We start from the raw sequence: 18,242 nt of genomic DNA on the forward strand, positions 1-18,242 counted from the left end.
AACACTTAAAGATCAAAATAGAATATAGAATTCGCTGTCGGGCCTTCTTATCAATTCATAGGCGCACAAAAAACCCCGCACGTGGCGGGGTTTTCTGGCCAATCAGCGCTACGCGATGATGGCTAACATCTCAGCAGCAAAGCTTCAGAAGAAAGCTTAGCCTTCTACTTTGATGTTAGAAGCCTGAAGGCCTTTCTTACCCTGGGTGACGTCGAAGGAAACCTTCTGGCCGTCTTGCAGAGTTTTGAAGCCTTCCGCTTGAATTTCTGAGAAATGCGCGAACAGGTCGTCGCCATTGTCATCAGGAGAAATGAAGCCGAAGCCTTTAGTGTCGTTAAACCATTTAACGGTACCAGTTGCCATGATCGAAATCCTCAATGTAGCTCATTAAAACCGGGAAATACCCGAATTGCAGTGGGTAGAACAAGAAACTTTCACCAGATTTAACGCTTGAGGCGCTTCTATCCTGCTGATAACGTTCGACTTGCTAACCAACTGCGACTATTTTGCGCATTCCCACTCCGCTCGTCAATACCCACTATTAATGTCAATAAAAAAGCCAGCTTTTTCAGTGATCCGCAAGTATCCAACTGGCGGCCTTCTCCGCAATCATCAGCGTGGGCGAGTTAGTATTACCACTGGTTATTGTCGGCATGATGCTCGCATCGGCCACTCTTAGCCCGCCAATGCCACGCACTCGCAGCCGCCCATCGACTACCGCCATGGCATCCTCCTCGCGGCCCATTTTCGCAGTCCCAACGGGATGAAATATAGTTGTCCCTATATCGCCCGCCAACCGAGCGAGCTCGTCGTCCGTTTGGTACTCAACGCCCGGCTTCACTTCTTCAGGGGCATACTTAGCAAATGCAGGCTGCTCGGCTATTCGTCGGGTGACGCGAAGGGAATCTGCCGCCACTTTTCGGTCTTCAGGTGAACTCAGGTAGTTGGGCGAAATGGCTGGCGCCTGGCGCGGGTTGCTGCTTTTAAGCCGTACGGTACCCCGGCTAGTGGGGTTCAAATTACATACGCTGGCAGTAATCGCTGGGTACGGGTGTAAAGGCTGACCAAAGGCTTCCAAACTGAGCGGCTGCACGTGGTATTGAATATTAGGGTGTACTTGCTCTTCCGTACTGCGGGTAAAAGCTCCCAATTGCGAAGGCGCCATACTCATGGGCCCCGAGCGTTTCACTAGGTACTCCCAACCAATACCCGCTTTACCCCATAAGGTACTGGCAATGGCATTTAACGTTTTGCCGTTGGTGATCTTGTATACCGAGCGGATCTGCAAGTGATCTTGCAGATTTTCACCCACGCCGGGCAGGTCATGTACTAACTCAATACCATGTTCACGCATCAGTTCAGCGGGCCCTACCCCGGAAAGTTGCAATAAATGCGGTGTGCCGATAGCACCCGCGCAAAGCACCACTTCCCCGCTAACGGTAACGCGCTGCACTTCGCCATCGCGCTCTACCTCTATCCCCGCGCAGCGCAGTGCGCCTGCTTGCCCCGCAAAAACCAGGCGATTGACCTGGGTGGAGTGCCATAACGTTAAGTTGTTGCGCTTGAGCGCAGGTCGCAGAAACGCCTTAGCGGTGTTCCACCGCCACCCGGAGCGCTGATTAACTTCAAAGTAGGCCACGCCTTCATTAGAGCCGCGATTAAAGTCCTCTGTCCGCGGAATACCCGCCTGAACGGCCGCCTCGGCAAAGTCATCCAACACCTGCCATTTGAGGCGTTGCTTTTCGATCCGCCATTCGCCCCCGTGACCGTGGAAATCCCGGTGCTTCGCGTCGGCATCGCCCCCCTCATCCAGACGGTAATGATCTTCGTGCTTGATAAAATCGGGCAAGCAGTTTTCCCATTTCCAGGCATCGTCGCCCGCCACTTCAGCCCAGTGATCATAGTCTCGCGCTTGGCCGCGCATATAAATCATGCCATTGATGCTGGAGCAACCGCCCAGCGTTTTGCCCCGCGGATAGATCAATGAACGGCCATTGAGCCCTTTGTCGGGCTCAGTACGAAACAGCCAGTCGGTACGCGGATTATTAATGCAGTAGAGATACCCTACTGGGATATGTATCCAGTGGTAGTTATCGCGCGGCCCCGCCTCTATCAATAGCACCTTATTGTTTGGATTGGCGCTCAGTCGGTTGGCCATTAGGCACCCTGCGGTGCCGGCTCCTACAACGATATAGTCGAAATTATTGTTCGTTGGTTCTTGCATGCGCTGGTTCCCGTAACGTATTGGCGTTACTTCGCCGTGGGCATAACAAACTCAGCACCGTCATCAATCGAGTCCGACCAGCGCTGCATGATGGATTTCTGTTTGGTGTAGAAACGCACGCCCTCTTCGCCGTAAGCATGCGTGTCGCCAAATAGCGAGCGCTTCCAACCGCCAAAGCCATGCCACGCCATCGGCACTGGGATGGGCACATTGATGCCCACCATGCCGACCTGAATACGGCGACCAAACTCCCGCGCCACTGTACCGCTTTCGGTAAAGCAGCTAACGCCGTTGCCAAACTCGTGATCGTTAATCAGTTGAATGGCAGTGGCGATATCCGGCACCCGCACACAAACCAGCACCGGGCCAAAAATTTCCTCTTTGTAGACCGTCATGTCAGGCGTGACATGGTCGAACAGCGTGCCACCCATCCAGAACCCGTCAGTGCAGTCATCCCCCGCCGCTGAGACATCAAAATCGCGGCCATCAACCACTAATTCAGCGCCTTCAGCCACACCTTTTTCGATATACCTGGTAATCCGTTGGTGGGCCTGCCGGGTCACAATGGGGCCCATTTCTGCATCCAGCTGCATACCATTTTTTACTTTCAGCGCGTTGGCACGCTCAGCCAGCACCGGGACAACGTTATCGGCCACATCGCCAACTAATACCGCCACACTAATCGCCATGCAGCGCTCCCCGGCGGAACCGTAGGCAGCACCAATCAACGCATCAACGGTTTTATCAAGGTGGGCATCCGGCATCACCACCATATGGTTTTTAGCCCCACCCAGTGCTTGGATACGTTTGCCGTTACGTGCGCCGCGCTCGTAGATCAGATTGGCAACCGGTGTGGAGCCGACAAACGACAGCGCTCTGACATGCGGATGGTCAATCAACGCTTCTACCGAGTCCTTATCCCCCTGCACAACGTTGAACACGCCATCGGGCAGACCCGCCTGTTTAAGCAGGTCGGCCATCAATAACGATGCGCTGGGATCAAGCGGGCTAGGTTTAAGAATAAACGTATTGCCCGCCGCAATTGCCAGCGGGAACATCCACATTGGCACCATAGCCGGGAAATTAAACGGCGTTATACCAGCAACGACGCCTAGCGGCTGGCGCACCGTCCAGTTGTCGATCCCCGTACTGACCTGCTCGGTATAGTCACCTTTTAATAATTGCGGGATACCACAGGCGAATTCAACAATATCAATACCCCGCGCGACTTCCCCCTGGGCATCGGTAAACACCTTGCCGTGCTCTTTGGTAATCGCTTCGGCCAGTTCGTCTTTATGGGCATTTAACAGTTCTAAAAACTTAAACATGACTCTGGCACGACGGATCGGTGGTGTATCCGACCAGGCGGGAAAGGCAGCCTGGGCGGCCTCAACGGCGGTGTTCACATCAACCGCAGAGGCGAGCGAGACACGGCCAGTAACGCGGCCAGTGGCGGGGTTGTAGACATCTTGAGATTGAGAAGACTCACCAGCGGTGACCTGGCCATTGATAAAGTGCTGAATCGCTTTTGTTGTCATGGGGTTACCTGTTGTAGAGGACGCGCGTGAGAACTTGCTAAGGAATATTTATGTTTAACCTAGCCTACTGGGCTCTACAAACGGATCAATTGAGTTATTTAAAAGCCAGTTATAAGCTCTGCTAATATCTTAGCCACGCTGTGAGGCCCATCATGCAAGACTACGCCACACTGCGCGCTTTCGTGGCCGTTGCCAAGACGGGGAGCGTGTCACGCGCAGCAGAGCAGTTACACCTGACACAGCCTGCCATTAGCCTAAAGTTGAAACAGCTACAAGCGAATCTGGGACTGAACCTGTTTAGCCGCCGCCCCCAGGGGCTCGCGCTGACAGCCGACGGCCATGCGCTATTACCCGCCGCCGAAAAGGCCCTGGCCAGCGCTCACGCCTTTGAACAAACCGCCGGTGCGCTGCACAACACGCTTCGCGGCAAGCTCACCATTGGCACCATCGTCGACCCCGAATTTCTCCGCCTAGGCGCCTTTTTAAGTCGCCTGATGGCACGCGCCCCGCAGTTAGAAACCGAACTGCACCACGGGATGAGCGGCAGTGTGCTGAATCGTATTGAACAGGGCGATTTAGATGTCGGTTTTTACTTGTCGCCACCCGGCCAAGGTCCTGGGCTCGAACGCGAACAAGGACATGAGACGTTGGCTTGGCGCGAGCTGACGCATTTTGATTACCATGTGATTGCCCCAGCGGGCTGGGAAAAGCGGCTTATTGATACCCGCTGGGAACATTTGGCCACGCTGCCCTGGATTGTCACGCCACAAGATTCAGCCCACCACCGTCTGCTGAAACAGGCGCTAGCCAAAAGCGGCGCGATGCCCAATCGCGTAGCCCAGGTTGATCAGGAGGCTTGCATGCTCGACTTGGTGCGTGCGGGCGTCGGTTTAAGCTTGGCCCGCGATGCCCTGGCCATGGCTGAACGCCAGGAGAGCGGTCTGGCCGTAGCAGACAATATTCGTCTACCCTGCGCGTTAAGCTTTATATGGCGTCATGATAGCGCAGCCGAACCGACCGTAAACGCAGCCCTCAGTACGTTGGATGAGGTATGGCCGCATCGGCTGGACTAGGCCAATCATCTCAAAGGAGGAACTCATCGATTAATTCGCTGCCCGACGGTGAGCGCTTAATTATGCATAGACGCTCAATGTGTACTAGAGTGGTTGCATATAAATTAGACCGGTCGGCTAAGCGCTCAGGAGCTGGGCGTTTTGACCCAAACGTTGATCTATAGATAGGAGATCTTATGAGCAACAGCATTACGACGATTAATCCAACTAACGGCGAAACACTCGATACCTACACGCTGATGAATAGCGATGAAGCGAAGCAGGTAGTCGATGCCTGTTACGAGGCATTTCTCGATTGGCGCCTAGAATCGCTGGAGAACCGTGCTAAAACGGTTAAAGCAATCGGCCAAGCGCTGCAGGAACATAAAGACGAGCTTGTCGACCTGATGGTGAAGGAGATGGGCAAACTGCCTTCCGAAGCCCGTCAGGAAGTTGATCTATGTACCGGCATCTGCGACTACACTGCCGAGCATGGCCCGGAAAAACTAGCTGATGAAGAGCGTCAACCTAGCAACGGTGAACGCGGCATTGTTAGCTATTCTCCGATGGGTGTTATCTACGGCATCCAGCCATGGAATTTCCCGGCCTATCAGGTCGTACGTTACTCTATCGCCAATCTTATGGCGGGTAACGGTGTACTGCTTAAACATGCTGAAAACGTTACCGGCAGCGGTTTGTTGCTGGAAAAAATTTATCGCAAAGCGGGTCTGCCTGAAAATGTTTTCCGTACGCTGCTGATATCGCACGATGTGTCTGACGAAGTGATTGCACACCCTGCTGTGCGTGGCGTTACCCTAACAGGCAGCGACGGTGCAGGCCGCAAAGTTGCCGCCAAGGCTGCTGAATACCTGAAAAAGACCGTACTTGAGCTGGGTTCTAACGATGCGTTCTTAGTGCTTGATGACGCTGACCTAGACGTAGCGGTAGACACTTGCGTAACGGGACGTGTCTTTAACGGCGGTCAAACCTGTGTAGCTGCCAAGCGCTTTATAGTGACCGAGAAAAACTATGAAGCGTTCAAAGAGCGCTATGTCGCTCGTATGCAGTCGCTTAAAGCGGGTGACCCCACCCAGGAAGATAGCGATCTTGGCCCCATGGCACGTGTTGATCTGCGTGACGATCTCCACGAGCAGGTTGAAGATAGCGTTCGTAAAGGCGCGAAAATTCTTTGTGGTGGCGAAAAGCCATCAGGCAAGGGTGCGTTTTACCCGGTCACTGTGCTCGACAATGTGTCCCCCGGTCAGCCCGCTTATGATGATGAGCTGTTTGGCCCGGTCGCCGCGTTGATTCGTGCCAAAGATGACGAAGACGCCATGCGCATTGCCAACGATAGCCGCTATGGCTTGGGCGGTGGCATTATCTCCAAAGACGTTAAGCGCGCGACAGAACTTGCCAGCAAGTACTTTGATACCGGCATGGTATTTATCAACGGGTTTGGTGTCGCCACACCGGAAATGCCCTTCGGCGGCGTTAAAAATTCCGGCTACGGTCGTGAGCACGGTGGCTTTGGCATGCATGAATTCGTCAATGCAAAATCGGTGATTGTCGTTCAAGAGTAATGCGTTAAGTCTTGTTGGATTTAGCCGTTAACTAAAATACGCCGCAACTCCTTCTCTTATGTAGGCTTGCGGCGTTTTTATGGGCCACTCTGTGCTTTTATGAGTCACTCCAGGCGTTGGCGGGTGGCTCTGCGCTGCCAAAGCGTTAACCCGATTGCCATGATTAACCACGTTACCAAAGCGGCAATAACATCGTCTAAAACAATTCCAAAACCACCCTGCACATACTCAGCTAGCTGAATGGGTGGCGGTTTTACCGAGTCAAAAAAGCGGTATACACCAAACGCTAGCGCTATTGCCACGGGATGGCGTGCGGCAGCTAACCCTATGACTGTCAGCGGGAACGCCACATATTCATCGGCCACGATACTGCCATGATCCAACCCGGCATAATGTCTCGCGGCGACGTGACAAACGGGCACCGCAAGCACCAGTAAACAAGCGATAACGATACCTTGCTGACCTATCGGGCGGCCCAGTAGCCACCATGCCAACGGAATGCCTATCAGTGAACCCAAAGCGCCCGCTGCAAACGGCGATAGGCCCAATCCAAAGCCGGTGGCTAGCCAAAAATTAACCGTATCCAGCATTAACCCGCCTGCTCGGCTTGACGTTCAAGTTCGGTGGTCATCTCTTTGGGTAAGTTCAGTGCGCTGGCTAATTGGTCCAGCCATGCGCGCTCCATGGGATTTTGATCGTCGGTTACCGCGACGCTGATGAGATACATCTCGCGTGCGGCCTGCGGGGAGTCTGCCTCACGGGCAAGCGCCTGGGCATCCAATGGTGCCTTTAGCTGCTGCTCTACCCAGTGATGCATTTCCTGATCAGCCCCTAGGGCGTCGATTTGCTCAGTGATCAATGCCTGTTCTTGCTCGTCAATGTGGCCATCGGCGCGCGCCGCCATGATCATCGCTTGTAGCAGTTCCAGGCTACGCCGTTCTTGAACGTCACCGCTAAGCACGTCGACCCGCTCGCCTTCCGCGGCATTGGCTTGCGCATTGCCAGGCTGACCGTTGCTGTTCTTTGCGGCTTGCGAGCTCTGCCATGCTTTCCAGGCCAGTACGCCTACTCCGGCAATGGCGCCGTATTTCAATGCCTTACCACCCATGCTGCGGCCCCGTTTAGAACCCACTAACATGCCCATGGCACCGCCACCCAACAGGCTTTTGACATCAAAGCCGCCGGATGAGCTGCTGCCTTGACCACTACCACCGCCCAACTGTTTGGAAAGCCCACTCAGCATGCCTTTCACATCGACACCGCTACTGCTACCGCCCTTCTGGCTCCCGCCCGCTTGCTGCATCAACTGCTGTAAAATCTTGCTTGCGTTCATCCTTGCACTCCTCATGGGTGGTCTTTTCGGCGCCGATAACGTTTAACGCTCTTTATAAAACATGTTGTATGAACGCAGCATGAATTAACGCTGCCGACTTCCACATTACCGCTATGCGCCCTTCACGGCTACCGAGCTACCGTGCCGGCTAGCGCGTACTTCTATCCGGATGGGCATTTGCTCCTTGAGCTCGCTGACGTGGGAAATGACTCCAATCATACGCCCGCCCATTTGCAGTTCGCTCAGCATGGCGATGGCTTGATCCAACGCATCCTGATCGAGGCTGCCAAAGCCTTCGTCGATAAAGAGCGTATCCAACTGAATGCCGCCCGCGTACGCCTGCACGACATCCGAAAGCCCCAGCGCTAACGACAGCGCTGCCATGAAAGACTCCCCCCCAGAAAGCGTCGCTACCGAACGGTTCTTGCCGGTGTAGGTATCGGCGACATCAAGCTCCAGCCCCGACGCCTTGTTGCCTTTTGAGGGGTCTTCTCGACGAACTAACTGGTAGCGCCCCCGACTCATACGGACCAGCCGCTCAGAAGCCTGAATCAGAACGTCATCCAGTAGCACGCCGAGCACGAAGCGTTGCAGGCTGATTCTATGCCCGGTGCGGCCATTAGCGACTTCGCTTAGCGTGCCCCACAGTTGATATTGGGCTTCAAGCTCCGCTTGGGCCGTATGTGCAGTCGCCAGCTTTTGGCGAATACCGTGCAGCGTCGCTAAACGGCCATCAAGCTTTCGCCATGTCTCTAACTGGGTGTGCTCGGCCGCTTGGGCAGTCTCGGTCAAGGTCGTGAGCGCGGTAAGATCCGGCGGCGTTTTGTCGGCAAGCTGGGTTTGGTAATTCTGCAGCGCGCCCTCGAGTTCAGCTAAGCGACGCTGGTACGCCTCGACGTGGTGCGTCAACGCTTGGCGCTGAGCAGCATCCAACTGCGCTGCCTGAAACGCCGTCTCATCGCTAAAGGGGCTGGTCTGTAGCGCGGCCTGCCACTCCGTTCGCGCCTGCTGTAACGACTGCTCGCTGCGTTCGATACGTTCGTTCGTGCCGCGTAGTTGCTCCTCTGCTCGCGCCAGTTGGGTTTGACTGTTCGACAGCGCTTGCTGAGCGCTTTCCCAATCTTGCTCAATGTGCGCTATTTGGTGCTCAAGCTCAGTAAGCGTTTGGCGCATAGCGACGGGGTCGCGGGCATTTTCAGGCAGCGACTGGCTCAACTGATCGCGCTGACTTTCTAGCCTCAACGCGTCCTCTTTGGCTTTTTCAACCGCGGGCCGCTGGGCTTTAAGCTGCTTATCCAGCGCGCCCCACTCGCGTCGTAGCGCATCACGGGCGGCGATTTGCTGCTGAACCTCGCGCTCAACGCTTGCCTGCCGAGTGACCTGGCGATTTAACTCATCGCAGGTGTTTTGTAGTGCCTTCAGCGCTTGGCTCGCCCACTCGCCTAACTGCTGATGGAGTCGTTGCACTTGCTGCGTGTGGTAGTTAATCTGCTGGGTAAGCTGCTGGTGATGGCGCTCAGCGACCTGAAGAGCGTGGCGGGCCTGCTCTTGAGCCGACCTGGCCGCCTCCACCTGCGCCTGAGTGACGACCTCGGCGTTGTCAACCGCCGGGGCGGGATGCGCTAAGCTGCCGCACACCGGGCAGGGCGCATCCTGCTCGAGCGTCAATGCAAGTAGCGCGGCTTGGCCCTGGTGCCAGCGCATCTCCTGCTCTGTGGCGCTGCGATCCGCCTGTGCTGCGTCATTTTTTCGGCGTTCAAGTGCGTCTGCTGCCTGCTGCTGTTGAGCGGTTAACTCGCGCCCTTGGCGGCCAAGTTCATCCAGCTCTTGGCGCTGGATCAGTAGATGATTGTGGCGGTTAAGCTCAGCGGGTGCGCTGGCCAGTTGCTGGAGCTCGGCCTGTAAACGTTCGAGATTGACGCCTATCGCTTCACCCTGTTGGCGAATAGCGTCTAACTGGGCCTCGTCGCGTTTGAGTGCACTGTCCGCTTGCTGCCACGCGGCCTGCGCCGTTTGAAAATGCGTTTGCAGCTCGCTGAGCTGTTGGCCTTTTTGAATAAACTCGCCCAACTGACGATGACGCTCGCGCAGCGCAGGCAGTTCTGACTGTCGCTGACGTGTCGTTTCTAATGCCTGCTTTGCCTGTTGGGCGTTAGAACGCTGGGCGGTTAACACAGCTTCAGCCGTTTGCTGTTCGGCTTGAGCGGTCGTTACTGCTTGCTGCGCTTGGTCTAAGGCGCTTTTTGGCGCCTGCAGCGCCTGTGCATGGGCGCTTTGTGCTAGACGCTCCTTGCTGCTTTCGATCTCATCGTGCTGCCCAAGGTGGCGAGCTTTGTCCGCCGCTAGCGTATCGCGGGCTTCAAATTGGCGCTGCAGCGCCAGGGCCTCGTCGCGCTGTATTTCGGCCTTGCGGCGCTGTTGCTGCGCGGTTTCGAACTGGTGTCGTGCGTCTTCCACCTGTGGCTTTAGCGCCTCCAGTTCTTGATCTAACGCGGCCTCATTCTCCAGCTCGCCCCCGGCCAGAATGCCGCTGATATGTTGGCGATGCTCCTTCACATCCCGCTCGATTTGATTGGCCTGATTGCGCAATTGCTCTTCGATACGCTGAAAGATCTGTGTTTGAAACAGTTGCGAAAAGATTTTTTCGCGCTCTTTTGAATCGGCGATCAGCAGCTCGCGGAACTTGCCCTGGGGCAACACCATGACCTGGCGAAATTGGTTGGCATCCAGGCCAATCAGCGTTTGCAACTCGGCGGTGGCATCGTTGACTTTGCGCGCCACCAAGCAGGTTTCTACCTCGCCACCCGCCTTTAATCGCCAAAGCTGGGCTTCCGCATTATGCGTGGTGGTCCCTTCGCCGCGCGCTTTGGGACGCTCTTGCTGGGGAACACGCCGAACCCGGTAATCAGCGCCGCGAAGATGAAAATCGAGGCTAACTTCCGTTAACAGCGCAGCATCTGCCTGATCGCAGCGCATCTGGGTCGGGTCGCGTTCATTACCCGTCGTCTGGCCGTAAAGAGCAAAACACAGCGCATCGAGAATCGAGCTCTTACCCGCCCCGGTGGGCCCGTTAATCAAAAACAGGGGGCTTTTGCCCAGCGCGGTGAAATCAATGCTTTCAGTGCCCGCGAACGGGCCAAAGGCCTGCATGGTCAGCATTAACGGCGTCATTGCTGGGCCTCATCGCGCTGCAGTTGGGTAATCAATTCAGCCATCGCGCTGGCCTGACCCTCGCTCATGGCCTCGCCGCTGGTCTGGTTGAAGAAGTCGCTAAACATATCCAGCGCATCAAAGCGCAGCCGCTCCCGGTCGAGCTGCTGCATACCGCGCGCCTCTAGCATGCCCGGCTTCTCGAGGTGCAGCACATTGGGGTACACCTCACGCAGTTTGCCCATGGGATCGAGAATCGCGTGACGATCGGTCAATCGCACCAACAGGTAATCGTCGGCGTTCTTATCGGTTCGGCCCTGGGCGATCAACGCATCCAGCTCGCCTTCCAAGACACGCACTTCACGGCTGGGTATCAGTGTCATCTGGTCAATTTGCGTGACGCCGTTCACGCCTAACTCGACCAGCGTGACGCCTTTACGCTGGCTGGCTTCGGAAAAGCTGTATTTGAGCAGCGACCCGCTGTAGCGAATATGCTCACCACCGCGATACTGGGGGCCGTGCAGATGACCCAGCGCCACGTAATCGAAGTGCTGCATGGGCTCCCAGGCGACGTTTTCGGCGCCCCCTAGCGTCAGCGGTCGTTCCGAGTCTGAGGCGCTACCGCCATCCACAAAGCAGTGGCTCATCAGTATGCAGGGGCGGGTTGCATGCCGCTGTTCGCTGATCTGCTCCACCAGATAGCGATGGGCAGCATCGAAATCGCGCGCCTCAACGTTAAACTGGCTGCGCACCTGCTCCGGGTCGGCGTAAGGGATGCCGAATACATCCACTTCCACGCCGCCCACAGACAGGGTGACGGGCGTGGCGAAATCAGCTAAATCGGAAAGAATGTGCAGCCCAGCTTGGCGCAGGTGGCGCGCGCCAAAACGCAGGCGCTCGGCGCCGTCGTGGTTGCCTGAAATCATGATGACCGGCAGCTTGCGCACTTCACATAGCGCGTGGAGCACTTCGTCCAGCAGCGTGACGGCCGCCGAGGGCGGCACCGAGCGGTCGTAGATATCGCCAGCGATCAGCACCGCATCGACGTTTTCCCGATCGATGATAGCGATGAGCTGGTTGAGCACATGGCGCTGATCTTCCAACAATGAAAGATTGTGAAATAGCCGACCCAGGTGCCAATCAGCGGTATGGAGTAAACGCATAACAAGCTCAACAGCCAATAGTGTAGCGGCATCATAGCAACCTAATGGCGCTGCGTTTAGCGCAGGCGTTGAGCTTGTTAAAAGTGTCGCTACGGTGTTCTGGGTAGCTGACGCTTGTGATCGGTGCGTTGATAGGTGCGGGTGATGGTTGTGTAGGCCTGTTCGCTGACCTGCTGGCCGGTAAGGAAGGCATCAATTTCGGCGTAGGTGACACCCAGCGCCACTTCGTCCGCCAACTGGGGTTTAAGCGACTCCAGGTCGGCCGTGGGCAATTTTTCTACTAATGAGGCGGGTGCCTTCAAAGCGGCCCCGATTTCTCTTACCTGCCCTTTAGTGAGCCCAGTCAGCGGTGCCAGGTCGCAGGCGCCATCGCCATATTTGGTGAAAAAGCCCATCAATGCCTCTGCGGCTTGATCAGTCCCCACCACTAAACCTGACTTGGCACCAGCGACCGCATACTGAGCCGCCATGCGTTGGCGCGCCTTAATATTGCCCAATACAAAGTCGCGCTGAGCGGCGTCTTGAAATGTCAAACCGCCCTCTTCCAAGGAAGCCAACAGAGCATCGCTGGGCGGCTTTACATTCACATTGAGCACTTCATCGGGGGAAATAAAGGTCAGTGCCTGTTGCGCATCATCCTCATCTTTTTGCTCGCCGTAAGGCAGCCGCATGGCATAAAAGCGCGCGTCACTCCCTTTATTGCGGGCCTTTTCTACGGCCAACTGTGCTAAGCGCCCAGCGACGGTCGAGTCCACGCCACCACTAATCCCTAACACAAGGGCATGTTGGCCTGTTTCAAGCATTTGGTTACATAGAAAATCCACGCGTTTATCGACTTCGTGTTGAGGCTCAATCGAACCTTGGGCATGCAAGTCTGCTTGAATAAGCTGCTGTTGGGTTGCTTGGTTATTCATTGATTTACCTGCCTCCTTGCGAACTATTGGTAGCCGACATCATGCTTCGTCGACGCTAGGTGCGTTACCTGCCAGCACCTCGCCATGGTATTTAGGAATCAACTCCAAGGCGTAATGTGCTGCGGCCAACCGCACCTGGTTGCGGTCACCTGAAAAACGCTGCGTCTCAGTCATCAGGTAGGTCTTTTGATTGTGGCGAAAGGCCCAAGCAAAACACACCGTGCCCACGGGGATGCCATCGTGTGGCTCAGGACCAGCGATGCCGGTATTGGCGACGGCCACATTAGCATCGTTGTTATCTAGCGCGCCTAGCGCCATTTCACGGGAGGTCGCTTCACTGGTAAGCCCGCAGGACTCGATGGTGTCAAAGCTAACGGCTAAGTAGCGATTCTTGGCTTCTGGTGAGTAAACCGCCAAGCCACAATCTATTGACTGGCCACTGCCCGGTATACTGGCGAGTTCGGATACGATTAAACCTGCGGTACAAGACTCAGCCGTGGCCATCTTCAATTCGTGCTTTTTAAGATACTCACTAATTTTTTCAAGCAGTTCCATTGCTTTTCTCCTAATGACGCTATCACACCCTATTCTGTTATTACTCCTTTAGGCACTATAGCTAAGCGCTATGATTTGTCTAAAACACTTGACGGCTATTAACATAAGTTATGCCATTTAACTCACCAGGGGCTCCCTAAATAATACGGCTAAAAAAAGCCCCTACCTGAGGATAGGGGCCTTCGAGTTAGCCTTATAACTAGTTGCGAAAGGCGTCGGGATAGTTGGTTAAATCTACATCCCATAACACAGGCAGCAAGAAATACACCGCGGCTACTATTAACAGCATGGCAATAATGTTGATCCAGAAGCCGGTGCGCACCATCTCAATAATTTTGAGTTTGCCGGTAGCAAAGATAATTGCGTTGGGTGGGGTACCCACCGGTAGCATAAAGGCGCAGTTGGCGGCCATGGCGGCAGGCACCATCAGTACGAAGGGGTGGATATCCAGCGCCAGTGCCAATGACGCCAGAACTGGCAAAATCATTGTGGCCGTGGCGGTATTCGAAGTGATTTCGGTTAAAAAAAGCACCATACCGGTCGCTATTAGAATGACCAACAAGAAGTTCACGCCTTCCAGTACGCTCATTTGCCCACCGATCCACTCGGCCAAGCCAGAAGAGCCAAAGCCTGCGGCAATCGCCAAACCGCCTCCGAATAGCAGCAGAATCCCCCACGGGACATCTTTCGCTACGTCCCAGCCCAGCAGACAGCCACCCTTATTTTTTGAGGGAATCAAAAATAACAGTAATGCCGCAACAATCGCGATCATGGTGTCGTTGATACCGGGGATATTGATGATCTGGCCCTGCCACAAAAACGAGCGGGTAATCCACATAAAGGCCGCAAACAGAAAAACCACCAGCACTGCCTTCTCTTCAAAGCTGGTTTTACCCAATGCTTCTTTTTCTTTGTTAATTAGTGCTCGTCCACCCGGCAAGTGGCTAAACTCGATTCTGAAGAACACCCGCGTCAGTAACAGCCAAGCGATAAACAGCAGTGCCACCACGACAGGAAAAGCAAACATTAGCCAGCCGGCAAAAGAGATCTCGATACCAAACAGCTCATTAACAATGGCTGCGAGGATAATGTTCGGTGGCGTGCCAATCAGCGTGCCCAAACCACCAATGGTACCGCCGTAACCAATACCGAAAATCAACGCCTTACTGAATTTCTCGATTTCGCCAGTGCGGTCACGGTCACCTTTTTCAAGCTCCTGGCTAACTTGGTAAACAATGGCAGTACCAATGGGCAACATCATCATGACCGACGCGGTGTTGGATACCCACATCGATAGAAAGCCGGTAGCGGCCATAAAGCCAAATACAATGCTATTAATACTCGTGCCCAGCACGGCAATAATCGACAGGGCGATACGCTTGTGCAAATCCCATTTTTCCATTGCCAGTGCGATCATAAAACCGCCCAGAAACAAGAAAATAATCGGGTTACCGTAGGCAGCCGTCACCGTATTGCCATCCAGCGCGCCGGTAATGGGTAGTAGCACAATCGGCAATAGCGAAGTAGCGGGGATGGGAATCGCTTCGGTGATCCACCACACAGCCACCCATAACGTAGTGGCGAGTACCATACGCCCTTCAAAACTTAAATCTTCAGGGTGAAAAAACATCACTATAAAAGCGAACAATAGCGGGCCAAGCAACAACCCAACTTTCTGCGGGGTGGTATAAGCGGGTGGCTTAGGTTGATGAGAAGGCTCGCGCTTGGCGTTGGAAGCCGCCGCTTTTGCGGCGCCACCCGTTGGTAGCGCACACATCAATAAATTTTTGGCTTGGTAATGGGAGTGCCATAGCTGATCCCATACCGTCATCAGGGCTATTTTATGCATAACGTTAACGCCAATTGCGGTCAGAGGTAAAAGAAAAGGCCCAGGTCAGCATTTCGGTAAATGCGCCGTACTAAAATCAATACTAGACCTATTTTGGCGCCCTTTATTCACTGCTATAGACAATTAGTCCAGCGACTTGTCCGCAATTACCACTAAAGTGTAACGACTTTAGTTTAATAATTAGCAGTTGCTAACGCCGACATAGATCTCGCGTTAACCTATGTGACGGCTAACCGTCATTACACAATATTCCCGATATCACGCAATATTCCCGATAACCGCCAAGGAGAAACGCGTGCTTGACCGTTTTACAATGCCGCTTACCCATCGCCCGCTGCAACGCCTCGCAACACCGTTGCATCAACAACACATCACACCCGATCAAGTGACGTTCACCGCTTTTTTGATCGGCATTACTGCGTTACCGCTGCTGGCCTACGAACAGTATGGGTGGGCGCTGCTGGCGATTGTGCTTAACCGACTGGGTGATGGCGTTGACGGGGCGCTAGCGCGCCTTAGTGGCCACTCTAGCGATGCAGGCGGGTTTCTCGACATCGGGCTCGATTTCGTTTTTTACGCTGCCGTGGTGCTTGGTTTTGCGCTGGCCAACCCCGCTCAAAATGCCTTGGTAGCCGCCTTGTTATTGTTTGCGTTTATTGGTACTGGCACCTCGTTCCTAGCTTTTGCGATTGCCGCCAAGCAGCAGGCAATTGAGCGCCCGCATTTTCCAAATAAAGCATTTTACTATTTAGAAGGTTTAACCGAAGGCACTGAAACCGTGGCGGCCTTGGTGATGTTTTGTCTTTTCCCTGCGTACTTTCCAACGTTAGCAACGCTGTTCGCCATTGCCTGCCTTATTACCACCGCCACAAGATTATGGGGTGGCTACTGGACGCTGCGTCGGCATAATGGTCACTAGTTTGTCATGGAATGTTTTTGCATTTGCTTCCCGTTCATGCGTATATTAGGATCGTTGTCGTACAACACACGTACAACATAAATTCAGGCGGTTACGCCATGATAGCCGCCGTTCCATTCGCATTCACACGGAGCCGTGATATGCACAGTGAAACGCTAAGCGAACTTTCCCAAGCGGGTCTTCACATCGCCATTCAAGATATCAAGGATGACTTGTTCGACACCCCTGACTGCGACTACGCCATTGCTCAACTGCTTAGCCAGTGGGGTCTGGATGAAAAAGCCGAGCAACTGCTCGATGAAATGCTGCTGAAATGGGGCACCTCTCCAGAAGTACTCGCCCTAACCCAGCGTGGCTATGCGGAAATAAAGAGGTCTGATCTGTTCGCCGATAACGACGAACCCATCATTCAGCCGCACAAAACCGCCCCCGCTAAACTACATATTGTTGCGGCGTAGCTTACTTATATCACTTCTAGTAGTAGCGTCTTTTCTGCTAAGAGAATGGCTTCTACTACTAGTATCGTTTTTATCGGTGCCCCTGGCCGCTTAGGCGTCAGGGGCATTTTTGTTTGTCTTGCGGCTGCAGGTAATCCCAGCGCAGACTTTTATAGCTTAAAATTAAGATCACGATTTTGACATTAAGACATCCCTCAGCCGCTGACGCTCGTGCTCTTCGTAGAAACTAGGGTCATTAAAAAGATCGCCTTGGGTATCATCGAAGATCAATTCCAGCACTTTTGCACTACTTTGCACCATCGGCTCAAAGTGCGCTGTGTGAGTAACCAATGCGGTGACGCGGCGGCGGCGGTAAATAGCATACATGCCCAGTAGCGCAAACACGCAAGCAATGTAAACCGGTAGGCCTTGGCTTCCGACTGCCGTCATCAAGGAGCCTGCTGCAATGGGCGCCACCGCACAGCCAGCGCCATGCATCACCAACATGTCCGCGGAGCCTGCGACAATCTCATCGGGGTGAAGCTGATCAATTAACTGCGCTACCGCCAGTGGGTAGAGTGAAAACGCCAAGCCACCCCAGAGAAAGTAAAGGCCTAACAGCGCTTCATGCGTAGGCGCAAACGGCATGCACGCAGCGATCAACGCGGCTAACAGCACGACCCATGTCATCACCCGTGGGCGGTCATGCTTATCGGAAAAGCGACCAATGGGTATTTGCAGCAATGCGCCGCCAACAATTGCCACGCTCATCACTAACCCGACACCACCGATATCAAACCCTAACTGCGTGGCGTAGACCGGGGTCATCGACCAAAACGCGCCCATCGCTAGCCCCGATAACGCGGCAGAGGCCACCGCCAAGGGCGCAAAGCCTAGCAGCGCACGCAGACTACTTTTGGGTCGTTCAGACATCTTCGGCTGAACACGTCGTGTCAGCGTAATGGGCAACAGTGCCCAACTAATCAAGATGGCAATGATGACAAAAAGCAAAAATCCTTGTGGCGAGGAGAGCCGCAGCAGCTGCTGTGCGGTGGCTAAGGCGCCCAGATTGACCACCATATAAACTGCGAAAATGCGCCCCCGCTCATGGCTGGCTGCTTGGCTATTCAACCAACTCTCGATCACGGTGATTAAGGTAATGAACGAAAGCCCGTACACCATCCGTAAGGGCAACCATACCCATGGGTTGATAAAGACCAGATGCAACAGCGCCACCGAGGCACAAACGGAGGCGCAGAAACCAAAAGTACGAATATGCCCCATGCGCCTGATCAGACGACCACTCACCCAGGTGCCGCCAATAAAGCCGATAAAGTAGCCGGACATAATCATCCCCAACACGGCGCTGGAGAACCCCTCCTCCGTGCCCCGCAGTGTCAGGAGCGTATTGAGTAACCCATTGCCTAGCAGCAGTAACGCCACGCTATACAGGATTGATTTAACCGGTTTTAGCATTGCCAATGATCGCATTGCGTCTCCTCGCAGCCGATTACCTAAGGGTAATGCA

General features: G+C 54.4%; 15 protein-coding genes. 4 read left to right on the forward strand and 11 right to left on the reverse strand.

Annotation, left to right across the window (positions count from 1 at the left end):
• Positions 1-156: 156 nt before the first annotated feature.
• From ACW44H_RS14045 to ACW44H_RS14055, 3 genes are all read right to left on the reverse strand, one after another.
• On the reverse strand, positions 157-363 hold the full coding sequence (locus tag ACW44H_RS14045; protein WP_113271102.1) for a cold-shock protein: 207 nt from the start codon (positions 361-363) through the stop codon (positions 157-159).
• Positions 364-568: 205 nt separating this feature from the next.
• A complete protein-coding gene (locus ACW44H_RS14050; RefSeq protein WP_457505148.1) occupies positions 569-2,224 on the reverse strand; it encodes a GMC family oxidoreductase in 1,656 nt (551 codons plus the stop codon).
• Positions 2,225-2,250: 26 nt separating this feature from the next.
• Entirely contained in the window at positions 2,251-3,762 is a 1,512-nt protein-coding gene (locus ACW44H_RS14055; protein ID WP_457505150.1) for a CoA-acylating methylmalonate-semialdehyde dehydrogenase, read from the reverse strand.
• A gap of 152 nt (positions 3,763-3,914) precedes the next feature.
• On the opposite strand from ACW44H_RS14055, the gene ACW44H_RS14060 reads away from it, so the two are divergent.
• Together ACW44H_RS14060 and ACW44H_RS14065 are read left to right on the forward strand one after the other, a co-directional pair.
• Positions 3,915-4,835 (forward strand): LysR family transcriptional regulator, encoded by a 921-nt coding sequence (locus ACW44H_RS14060; RefSeq protein WP_457505151.1) that lies wholly within the window; start codon positions 3,915-3,917, stop codon positions 4,833-4,835.
• A 176-nt stretch (positions 4,836-5,011) separates the two neighbouring features.
• Positions 5,012-6,394 carry an NAD-dependent succinate-semialdehyde dehydrogenase gene (locus tag ACW44H_RS14065; RefSeq protein WP_457505153.1) on the forward strand — a complete coding sequence of 461 codons (1,383 nt, stop codon included), beginning with the start codon at positions 5,012-5,014 and terminating at the stop codon, positions 6,392-6,394.
• Positions 6,395-6,498: 104 nt separating this feature from the next.
• On the opposite strand, the gene ACW44H_RS14070 is transcribed toward ACW44H_RS14065, so the two are convergent.
• The 7 genes from ACW44H_RS14070 to ACW44H_RS14100 form a co-directional block, all read right to left on the reverse strand.
• Positions 6,499-6,984, reverse strand: a complete 486-nt coding sequence (locus ACW44H_RS14070; RefSeq protein ID WP_457505154.1) for a phosphatidylglycerophosphatase A family protein — start codon at positions 6,982-6,984, stop codon at positions 6,499-6,501.
• Positions 6,984-7,727, reverse strand: a complete 744-nt coding sequence (locus ACW44H_RS14075) for a tellurite resistance TerB family protein (RefSeq protein WP_457505155.1) — start codon at positions 7,725-7,727, stop codon at positions 6,984-6,986. The genes ACW44H_RS14070 and ACW44H_RS14075 overlap by 1 nt, the downstream gene beginning before the upstream one ends.
• A 111-nt stretch (positions 7,728-7,838) precedes the next feature.
• A complete protein-coding gene (locus ACW44H_RS14080; protein ID WP_457505156.1) occupies positions 7,839-10,898 on the reverse strand; it encodes an AAA family ATPase in 3,060 nt (1,019 codons plus the stop codon).
• Entirely contained in the window at positions 10,895-12,040 is a 1,146-nt protein-coding gene (locus ACW44H_RS14085; RefSeq protein WP_457505158.1) for an exonuclease SbcCD subunit D, read from the reverse strand. Before ACW44H_RS14085 ends, ACW44H_RS14080 begins: the two co-directional genes overlap by 4 nt.
• A gap of 89 nt (positions 12,041-12,129) precedes the next feature.
• Positions 12,130-12,954: an ammonia-dependent NAD(+) synthetase gene (nadE, locus tag ACW44H_RS14090; RefSeq protein ID WP_457505159.1), complete on the reverse strand. Its 825-nt coding sequence runs from the start codon at positions 12,952-12,954 to the stop codon at positions 12,130-12,132.
• Between the two features lie 39 nt (positions 12,955-12,993).
• Positions 12,994-13,509 carry a CinA family protein gene (locus ACW44H_RS14095; RefSeq protein ID WP_113271092.1) on the reverse strand — a complete coding sequence of 172 codons (516 nt, stop codon included), beginning with the start codon at positions 13,507-13,509 and terminating at the stop codon, positions 12,994-12,996.
• 199 nt (positions 13,510-13,708) lie between these two features.
• The gene (locus ACW44H_RS14100; RefSeq protein ID WP_457505160.1) at positions 13,709-15,358 is read right to left on the reverse strand and encodes a DASS family sodium-coupled anion symporter; all 1,650 of its coding nucleotides are present in this window, start codon (positions 15,356-15,358) and stop codon (positions 13,709-13,711) included.
• Between the two features lie 295 nt (positions 15,359-15,653).
• Here ACW44H_RS14100 and ACW44H_RS14105 point away from each other — a divergent pair, with 295 nt between their 5' ends.
• The gene (locus ACW44H_RS14105) at positions 15,654-16,277 is read left to right on the forward strand and encodes a CDP-alcohol phosphatidyltransferase family protein (protein ID WP_457505161.1); all 624 of its coding nucleotides are present in this window, start codon (positions 15,654-15,656) and stop codon (positions 16,275-16,277) included.
• A 140-nt stretch (positions 16,278-16,417) separates the two neighbouring features.
• Positions 16,418-16,735: a hypothetical protein gene (locus ACW44H_RS14110; RefSeq protein WP_457505162.1), complete on the forward strand. Its 318-nt coding sequence runs from the start codon at positions 16,418-16,420 to the stop codon at positions 16,733-16,735.
• A gap of 168 nt (positions 16,736-16,903) precedes the next feature.
• Here the strand turns inward: ACW44H_RS14110 and ACW44H_RS14115 are convergent, their stop codons facing one another.
• The gene (locus tag ACW44H_RS14115; protein ID WP_457505164.1) at positions 16,904-18,205 is read right to left on the reverse strand and encodes an MFS transporter; all 1,302 of its coding nucleotides are present in this window, start codon (positions 18,203-18,205) and stop codon (positions 16,904-16,906) included.
• Positions 18,206-18,242 lie beyond the last annotated feature (37 nt).

It is taken from the genome of Vreelandella sulfidaeris Esulfide1, from assembly GCF_054072535.1.